The sequence below is a fragment of the Deltaproteobacteria bacterium genome, from assembly GCA_030654105.1.
GTDB lineage: Bacteria > Desulfobacterota > SM23-61 > SM23-61 > SM23-61 > JAHJQK01.
The window spans coordinates 1-9,109 of record JAURYC010000177.1 but is presented as its reverse complement, the minus strand read 5'-3'; the positions used below and the strand labels follow the sequence as shown (position 1 = coordinate 9,109).

General features: G+C 49.0%; 10 protein-coding genes and 1 tRNA gene. 7 read left to right on the top strand and 4 right to left on the bottom strand.

Annotated features, from left to right (window positions below; translation table 11 throughout):
- The 5 genes from Q7V48_07455 to Q7V48_07435 form a co-directional block, all read left to right on the top strand.
- Positions 1–548: ABC transporter ATP-binding protein (locus Q7V48_07455; protein MDO9210568.1), on the top strand; the 548-nt coding region annotated here is incomplete at its 5' end.
- Positions 549–623: 75 nt separating this feature from the next.
- Complete coding sequence (locus Q7V48_07450; protein MDO9210567.1) at positions 624–1,343, top strand: ABC transporter ATP-binding protein; 720 nt, start codon at positions 624–626, stop codon at positions 1,341–1,343.
- A gap of 104 nt (positions 1,344–1,447) precedes the next feature.
- Positions 1,448–3,055, top strand: a complete 1,608-nt coding sequence (locus Q7V48_07445; GenBank protein ID MDO9210566.1) for an FAD-binding protein — start codon at positions 1,448–1,450, stop codon at positions 3,053–3,055.
- 93 nt (positions 3,056–3,148) lie between these two features.
- Positions 3,149–3,225 (top strand) — tRNA-Arg (locus Q7V48_07440).
- A 392-nt stretch (positions 3,226–3,617) separates the two neighbouring features.
- A complete protein-coding gene (locus tag Q7V48_07435; GenBank protein ID MDO9210565.1) occupies positions 3,618–5,240 on the top strand; it encodes a transglycosylase SLT domain-containing protein in 1,623 nt (540 codons plus the stop codon).
- A gap of 182 nt (positions 5,241–5,422) precedes the next feature.
- Here Q7V48_07435 and Q7V48_07430 read toward each other — a convergent pair whose 3' ends face one another.
- From Q7V48_07430 to Q7V48_07415, 4 genes are all read right to left on the bottom strand, one after another.
- Positions 5,423–5,683: a hypothetical protein gene (locus Q7V48_07430; protein ID MDO9210564.1), complete on the bottom strand. Its 261-nt coding sequence runs from the start codon at positions 5,681–5,683 to the stop codon at positions 5,423–5,425.
- A 17-nt stretch (positions 5,684–5,700) separates the two neighbouring features.
- Entirely contained in the window at positions 5,701–5,832 is a 132-nt protein-coding gene (locus Q7V48_07425) for a hypothetical protein (GenBank protein MDO9210563.1), read from the bottom strand.
- A 196-nt stretch (positions 5,833–6,028) separates the two neighbouring features.
- Positions 6,029–6,454, bottom strand: coding sequence for a nuclear transport factor 2 family protein (locus Q7V48_07420; protein MDO9210562.1), 426 nt, complete (start codon positions 6,452–6,454; stop codon positions 6,029–6,031).
- A gap of 34 nt (positions 6,455–6,488) precedes the next feature.
- Complete coding sequence (locus Q7V48_07415; GenBank protein ID MDO9210561.1) at positions 6,489–6,953, bottom strand: DUF456 domain-containing protein; 465 nt, start codon at positions 6,951–6,953, stop codon at positions 6,489–6,491.
- A gap of 205 nt (positions 6,954–7,158) precedes the next feature.
- Between Q7V48_07415 and Q7V48_07410 the strand changes: the two genes are divergently transcribed.
- Complete coding sequence (locus Q7V48_07410; GenBank protein MDO9210560.1) at positions 7,159–8,394, top strand: Zn-dependent hydrolase; 1,236 nt, start codon at positions 7,159–7,161, stop codon at positions 8,392–8,394.
- Between the two features lie 179 nt (positions 8,395–8,573).
- A partial coding sequence (locus Q7V48_07405) for a tRNA (N6-isopentenyl adenosine(37)-C2)-methylthiotransferase MiaB (protein ID MDO9210559.1) occupies positions 8,574–9,109 on the top strand: 536 nt, incomplete at its 3' end.

Here is a 9,109-nt window from a genome sequence, read left to right as displayed (position 1 = left end):
GGGAAATTCTTTTCCAAGAAAAATCGATCGTCCATATTCCCCCCCACGAAATCTGCCGCCTGGGAATTGCCAAAACATCCCAGATTACCATGCCCTTCGGCACCATGTCGGTATATGAAAATATCCTCGTGGCGGCCCTTTATGGACAAAATCTGGGAATGGCCAAAGCGCATGTTGCCGCGGAGCGGATATTAACGGTTGTAGACCTGCATAAGCAGCGGGATGAGCCAGCAGGGAAAATCCCTGTACCCTCACGGAGACGGCTGGAATTAGGCCGGGCCCTAGCTACGGGGGCAAAGGTTTTACTCCTTGATGAAGTGATGGCCGGTCTTACTCCGGCCGAAATCGAACAAGCCTTGCTGCTTTTAAAACGCCTGAGCACCCAAACCACACTCATTTTGGTCGAGCATGTCATGCAAGCGGTCATGGGAATTTCCGATCGGGTGCTGGTCATCCACCACGGGGAGAAAATTGCCGAAGGCACTCCCACCGAGGTGGCGGGAAGGCCGGAAGTAATCGAAGCGTATCTAGGGAAACGGTATACCTAACAATTTTCTCGCCCCATCCCCCTTTCTCGTGTTCTAGAAAGTGGGGCGGGAAGATGGGCCAATAACCAAAAAACCATGCTAAAGGTTGACCGGATCAACGTTTTTTACGGGGATGTCCATGTTTTGTGGGATTTGTCACTCTATGTTTCAGCCGGAGAAATCGTAACCATCATCGGGCCCAACGGCGCGGGAAAAAGTACGCTTTTAAAGAGTGTTGTCAACCTCTTGAAGCCAGCCAAAGGAGGGAAGGAACAGGGAAAAATTTCCTTCCAGGGTCAGGACCTGGCCAGGCTTTCTCCCGAGGATACGGTACGCCTGGGGATGGCCATCGTTCCTGAAGGGTCGCGTGTTTTTCCTGATATGACCGTCCTGGATAACCTGTTAATGGGTTCTTACACCGAACCTGCCAGATCCCAGAGGCAAGGAACTCTGCAAGAAGTTTTCGGGCTCTTCCCCAGACTGGAAGAACGTATTCAGCAGAAAGCCAGAACTTTAAGTGGAGGGGAACGCCAAATGCTGGCCATTGGCAGGGCGCTCATGTCCCGGCCGACTCTTTTGCTCATGGATGAACCTTCCCTTGGTCTGCAACCACTCTTAGTGGTTAAAACTTTTGAGACCGTAAAAGAAATCAATCGCCGGGGAATGGCTATTCTTCTGGTCGAACAAAACGTGCAGTTTTCACTAGAAATCAGCAACCGGGTTTATGTCCTGGAAAACGGAAGAATCGCTTTAGAAGGCAAGGCTAGCGATCTATTGCAAAGCGAGCACATCAAGAAATATTACCTGGCTCTGTGAGCTTTCCCCATGCTTAAGACTCCCAACCGATGGTTGCGGCTCTGCCGCACTGTGGCCTCTGTGCTTCAATGTTTGCAGTACCATACAGAAAGAGAGAGAAACATATGGAAATCATCAAAACGGATGTCCTGGTCATTGGAGGGGGAGGCGCTGGTATGCGGGCCGCACTGGCCGCCAGAGAAAAAGGAGCCGAAGTCCTTTTAGTCTCAAAAACTCCAATGGGAAAATCCACCTGTACGTACTTGTCGGCAGGCGCATTCACCCTGGCCGTAGGGGGACTCGCCAAGGAAACTCACCTGGCGTTAACCCTCCAGGCTGGTAAGGGAATTAATGTAAGCGAACTTGTGGAGATTCTGGTGAATGAAGCCCCCGAGCGAGTCCGGGAATTAGAGCAATTTGGACTGGTAGGAGAATGGCAAAAAGGAAGGTATCGCTGCCTAGGAAGGCCGACAGCTGCTGGAGCCCCTTTGGCTAACATTTTGGCCGAGGCTGCCATGAAGAAGGGAGTTTCTTCCTTACCCTGGGTTATGGTCACTGAACTGGTGACCGAATCTGGAAAAGTCGTGGGGGCATTAGGGTTCGATTTTCGAAAAGGAAAGACGATCGCCTTCCTGAGCAAAGCAATCATTCTTGCCAACGGTGGAGGGGGAGCCTTGTACTGGCGCCACGATAACCCCGTACGCGCTACCGGGGATGGATATGCCTTAGCCTTCCATGCTGGCTGCCCGCTCCGGGATATGGAGTTTGTCCAGTTCATACCCGTAGGCTTAGCCGAACCCGGGAAACCTGCCTACCTCATTGCTCCTCCTTTGGCGGATATGGGAAGGGTGATCAATTCCACAGGGGAAGATATTCTGAAAAAATATCAGATCACCGAGAAACCGGTGGCGGTCCGTTCAAGGGATTCTTTTTCCTTGGCCGTCTTCAAAGAGGAAATGGAAGGAAGGGAGGTGTTTATCGACCTGAGGTCGCTATCGGAGAAGGATTGGCTTCAGGATAGCCTGGTCCGGTTACAGCGGGACATGTTGATGAAGTACCTCTCTGGTTCATTAAAACCTTTGCGGATATCTCCCATGTGCCATTTTTTTATGGGGGGGGTGGCGATAGACCAAAATGGGCGAACGGAGATTGCCGGCCTCTATGCCGCTGGTGAAATCGCCGGCGGGCTTCACGGGGCCAACCGGATGGGCGGGAATGCTTTGAGTGAAATCTTAGTTTTTGGATATCGCGCCGGGAAAGATGCGGGGGCGTGGGCCCTTGAACAGGATTGGGTAAAGGGCGCTTACGATTTGCTCAACGTACGCCTGGATTTTTTCCAGAAGGAATGGGTAACCTCAGCCGCCGGTTTGGCACCAAGATTGATTCGGAAAAAAATTGGGGAGATTCTCTGGAGAGAAGGGGGAATCTTGAGAGAAGAAAGTGGATTGTCTTCTTCTTTAGAGGCGTTGAAGAGAATAAGACAAGAAGATTTGCCTCGGACCAAAACCGAAAGCCCGAAGGAATTCCTCGAGAAGATGGAAGTAGAAAACGCTCTCCTTGTTGCCGAAATGATTCTTCACAGCGCATTGATGCGGGAAGAAAGCAGAGGCGCCCATTTCCGCAAAGATTTTTCCAACACTAATGACCAGAAATGGAAAGGAAACATTTTCTTGCGCAAAAGAGGGGAGGACATGCAGCTGGAGTTTCGGCCCCTCGGTCAAAAAATTTCTTGAAACCTATCTACTCCGTGTTAATATGAAAGGAATTTAAGGTTAAGGCATTATCAGCGAACATCTGCGCCAATCTGTGCCCCAAAAAATTTCAAAGCCCCCGTAGCTCAGGTGGATAGAGCAAGGGATTCCTAATCCCTGTGCCGGGTGTTCGAGTCACCCCGGGGGCACCAAGGAACTCAACCGGATATTCATTATTAGATATCGCTGGAAACAAGCCCAGGTTGTTTTACTTCCTCTGTCAACTGGTTAGTAATTTTCGAATTTGCCTAATGTCTATTTGGGGAAAATAAAGACCTTAATCGAGCGGCGGTAAAGGCCTTTTTGGAAAGGGGCAAAAACCAAGCGCGAACATCGGGTAGGAAAAAGCTGTACCAAATCTGTACACTCCGCCAAAGGAAAGGGAAGATTCCCAGCCTGGGCTTTGGTTCCAGATTCCCCAATAACTCCCGGATATTTCCGGCCAAATTCAGCCCAGAGAGAGAAAAATGGAACGAAAACTGCGTAAATCAAAAGGGAAAAGAGATGTTGACAGGTTTTCACCATTAGTCGTCATAAGTCTATTTTGGCAAACCGAAAGGAAGACTTTCTGAAAAAGCTACTTTTTTTCCTCATTATCTCAATCGGGACCACTGGCTGTGGCGGGTTCAACCTAAAGAGTTTTTCCCCCACTTACTCCCTCCCCTCGCAACCGTTGCCCGGTGCATCTGATCCTCAGCTTGATCGGCTGGAGTCGAACCGGGTCAAAAAAGAAACTATGGAACTAAATTTAGAGCTGGCCGGACCTGTGGAGACGTTCAACCCGGCAGAGGTTGGGGTTTGGAGAGAACCGGAGCACCTTTATTCCCTATCCTGTGAGCCTGAATTGTGTTGGGAACCTTGCCTGCTTTCCGAATCGCTCCTCATGGAATCCACCAGATTTGCCAAGGTGGAAGGTAGGCTTTCTCCATCTGATGGCTCGGCTGAAGAGGAAGGTATGGCGGCGGAAAAGAAACCTTGCCAAGTAGCCAGCAGGACAGCTAAATCCGAAGCCCACCTGGATCCTCCGGCTGAAAAGTCCCCGGAAAAAAATCTCGACGGTAAGGGCTCGGAAGAACTTCTTTCTCCAGCCAATAGCAGGGAGACGGAAGAGGACTTTTCCTGGGAACCACTGGAATCCCGGGGAAAAGACTCTTCATTATTGGCGTTCCCCTTAGGGGAGACAATCCCCAAACCACCCGCCGCAAGCCCGAGTCTCTCTTCGCCTGCCCTGGTAACCTTTCCTTCCCTGCTTAATAGTAAGGTGGGGGATTGCATCGGTTTTTTCCAAAAACAGGCTGATTCTTTCTTCATGAGATCACTGGGCCGGTCGACCACTTATGCGGATATGATGAAGAAAATCTTCCGGGAGAAGAACCTCCCAGAAGAACTCTTTTACCTGGCTCTGATTGAAAGCGGCTTTAACCCCAAAGCCTTCTCACGGGCCAAAGCCAGCGGCATCTGGCAGTTCATCGGGAAAACTGCCAAGCGTTTCGGCCTTAAGGTGGACAAATGGGTGGATGAACGGAGAGATCCTGAAAAGGCCACCCATGCCGCGGCGGAATACCTCAAAAGCCTTTATGGCATGTTCAACAACTGGGATCTGGCTACCGCAAGTTATAATGCCGGGGAAGGCAAAATCTTGAAGGCCATGAAGAAGGCCAACAGCCAGGATTTTTGGAAGATCTCCCAGCATCGCTTTCTGAAGAAGGAAACGAAAGAATACGTCCCCATGTTTCTGGCCGCGGTCACGATCGCCCAGGACCCTCAGAAGTACGGCTTCCAGGATATCGAATATTCTCCTCCCCTGGTTTATGAGAAAGTTACCGTTCCACCAGCCACCAGCCTGGTCATTATCGCGAAGGCGGCGGAGTCGGATCTTTCCGAAGTTAAAGCCCTCAATCCGGCGCTGAAAAAAGGAAAGACTCCACCCAATTCTTGTTTTGAAATCAAGCTTCCCCCGGGGAAAAAAGAGGTCTTCGAAAAAAATTTTCCAGTCCTCAGTAAAATGCCAATGAAAAGAAAGAAACACCGCGTTCGCCAAGGGGAAAATTTGGCAGGCATTGCCCAGAAGTATCAACTGGCACTCCAGAACCTCTGCGACTTGAACGACCTCTCCCCAAAGACCCGCATTAGACCCGGAACCATCCTTCTTCTCCCTCCCGCTTAGGAAGGCCAAGTATTTTGTAAATAGACATGGGTAACCCTGTCCCCTACCTTTACTGAAACAGGCAGCAAAAAAAATTTAAGTCATTATTGCTCTCAAACAATATTTGGCCCCCGGTTGGAAAAGGAGGGGCGGGGGAGAAGGGGAATCCTCTTTTAGATTTTTGAATAGCTGAAAAGGAAAGTTTAGAAGTAGAGGTAATTGACCTTACTTACTGCGCGGGAGACTACAAAGATTTTTAGATTATTGGAATGGGGGTCGCTGGGAAAAAGGAAAAAGCCCGGTCGCTTAGGATCGTAACCCAAAACGGATCCGACCATCACTTCCTTGTCTTTAAACGTTACCTCCACCTTCCGTCCAGTTATTTTTGCTCCATTGGGCAATGTTTTTTGCTCTTTGTAGGTTCGATTTCCCAGAAAATCCCGAACAAAAAATATGCCCTTCAAATCTTTGATCTGCACCTCTACAGGGCCAATTGAAACTGTTTGATCAACCGGGGTAATATGGAAAGAAGGCTTGTCGGGGAAAAAATTTTGGGTGTACCCTTGATAGTTCCACCGTTGAGAAATCGAGTGACGATTTTGATAGGTTCCATTTTTAAAGCCTCGCGCTAACAAAATATCAACGATTTAATATAATTATCGGCAAATCAAAAAAAAACTTAAATGGAGCTAAAGGGGACAGGAAATTTTTCTTCAAACCTATTTTAATTCTAGCCAGCTGTCCCAATCCCGTCAACGAAAATAGAAAGGGTACAATTTTACCATCTGCGCTACCTTGCGTCTTTGGCCTTAAGAACCCCTTTCCGCAACCAATTTCACTCTTTTCCCGTCTATCTCGACCGTGGTCTTGGAATAGGTGAACTTGCCGATAATCTTTCCCTCCCGGAAATGGATGATATCAAGCCCGCGCCTTCGCTCCGGCCTCCCTTCGAATCCTTTTTCGCTGGATGGCCAATCGAGCTGCCATTGATAAAGAACCTTTTGCTCGGCTTCATCGATAAATAAATCTTCGGCGCTGAATCGAAACCCCCCATGATTCTTAAACCAGGGTTCCCATGCCTGGCGCAGAGCCTTCTGGCCTTGGACCTTTCCCCCTGTCCAATTCTCAAATAATATGTCTTCATGAAAAAGGTCCATGACTCCATTTAGGTCATGTTCATCCCAGGCCTGATTCCATTTTTTTAAGGCGGCTTTGATCTCTTCCCTGAAAAGCATAATCCTACCCTCCTTTTCAACAACGTTAGTGATTTTACCCAATGATTTTAACCAAAAAGATTCCGATCATGGTGAGCGCTATGATTATTTTCCCTATGGCCCCCCCGAGAAAACCAACCAAAGTCCCCAGCCCAATTTTTAAGGAGGCAGGCAAATCCTGGCCATGCAATAATTCCAGCAGGAGCGCGCCGATGAAGGGGCCGATAAGGATTCCCAGGATTCCACCGCTAAATAGACCGATGATTCCCCCTAAAAAGGCACCGCTCATGCCCCACCGGCTGGCCCCGAATTTCTTCGCCCCCAGAATGGAGGCCAAATAATCCAGGATTTGGCTCAGAACAGTAAGGAGCAAAAGGATTACCAAAGTCCCCCAGGTTACAACTAAAAAATCTGTATACCAGGCATAGATGAAAGCGCCCAGGAGAATTAAGGGAGAGCCGGGAATAAAGGGAAGAACGGACCCGATAAGGCCAATGAGCATTAGGGCTATGGTTGCCATTATGATGATCGTGCTCATAATTATAGGATAACGGAAATTTTACCAGATATCAAATCGGCAGGATTTTTGAAAGTGAAATAAATAATTGGATGCCCTGGCTCAAACAACATCTTAATTTCAGAAGAATATATTTTAAAAGTGTGTTAAAAACTTAAAAATATTGATAAAAATAAAAGAAAGACAGGGAGGAGAAGGGAGGCCGCCCATGGACATAAGATACCTGAGAATAAACGGTGAACGCCTAAAAAATACATTAGAAAAAATGGCTGAAATCGGAAGGACCTCTGGAGGTGGGGTTCAGCGCTTGGCCCTGTCAGATGAAGATAAGCAAGCGAGAGATTTGTTCATAAAATGGCTGCGGGAAATCGAACTGGAAGTCACGATGGACGAAATGGGCAATATCTTTGGCCGGCGGCCTGGGAAGAACGCCAGCTTGCCCCCCGTAATGAGCGGTTCCCATATCGATTCCCAGCCTAAAGGAGGCCGTTTTGATGGAATTTTAGGCGTCATGGGAGCCCTGGAAGTCATGCGAACGATCCAGGAAAACAAAATTGAAACTACCAGGTCCATTATGGTCGTTAATTGGACGAACGAAGAAGGTTCCCGGTTTTCCCCGGCGATGGTGGGTTCTGGGGTTTGGGCAGGAAAATTGGAAAGAGATTGGGCGTATGCCCGCAAGGATTTTCATGGGAAAAAAATTGGAGAAGAACTGGAGAGGATTGGATATCGAGGCCAAGCACCGGCTAAACAGTGGCCAGTACATGCCTATTTTGAATTTCATATCGAACAAGGACCTATCTTGGAAAGAGTGGGCAAGAGAATCGGAGTTCCCCAGGGCATTGTAGGTATCAGTTGGTATGATGTTTTCGTAGAGGGGAAAGCGAACCAGGTCGGCCCAACTCCCATGGAAGGAAGGAATGATGCATTGGGCGCTGCGGCAGAGATGATCTTGCAGGTAGAATCCTTACCGGCCCAAATGGGAGGCAATATGGTCGCGACGGTCGGAGAAATCCACAACTATCCCAATTCCAGAAACATCATTCCCGGTCAAGTCCATTTTACCGTTGATCTCCGCTCTTGGGATGACCCATTGGCGGATCGGGCCGGGGAAGAATTGCACAACGGTTTCCGAAAAATCGCTACCAAAAGGGGCTGCCCTGCCCGGATCGAGAAGGTCTGGAAAGTAGAGCATACCCCATTTGATAAATCCCTGGTAAACCAAGTTGGGAAAATTGCCGAACAACTCGGCTATCCCAGTTATTCTTTGGTCAGCGGAGCCGGGCACGATGCCACCTACCTGAGTCAGGTAGCCCCAACCGCCATGATATTCGTTCCGAGTATCGGCGGGCGAAGTCATGTTGAAGTAGAAAATACGCGATGGGAAGACTGCGAAGCCGGAGGCAATGTTCTACTACACTGCATCCTTCAATCTGCCCTATAAGTAGTTCGGAGTAATAAGTTCGGAGTCCGGAGATTCTAATTTGGGGTTTTGAATTTGGGGCCCGGAGGGTTAAATTTTTTAAAACTCCCAACTCCGAACTGTTTGTTCCGCAATCCGAAATTGACAGGGGGCTGAGGAGGTGCTAATCTTTTTTTACCATGCACCCGAAAAAACTCTATATGAAAACATTCGGTTGCCAGATGAACGTTTACGACTCGGAACGTATTACCCATTTGCTGGCCGCGAGAAATTACCACCTGGTTGAGGATCCTTCCGAAGCGGATTTGATTTTTCTGAATACCTGTAGTGTCCGCGAGAAGCCGGAGCAGAAGGTCTATAGCGCTCTGGGCCGATTGCGGGAGCTTAAAAAAAAGAAATCGAAGCTGATCATTGGCATCGGCGGCTGCCTGGCCCAGCAAGAAGGGGAGACTTTTCTCCAACGTTTTCCCCACGTTGACTTTGTGGTGGGAACGAAAGAACTGAGCCGGATCGCTGAACTCCTTAATGACCTGGAAGCTTCCGGTAAACGAGGCTTGGCCGCGAATCTCAACGGCCGGGTGGATCCTTATGCTACGCTTCCCTTTTCTCCTCCTGCTTCCAAGGTTGTGGCTTTCGTCTCCATTATGCAGGGGTGCGATAACTTCTGTTCTTTTTGCATCGTTCCCTACGTCCGGGGCAGGGAGGTGAGTCGAGCCAGCCAAGAGATCTTAAAGGA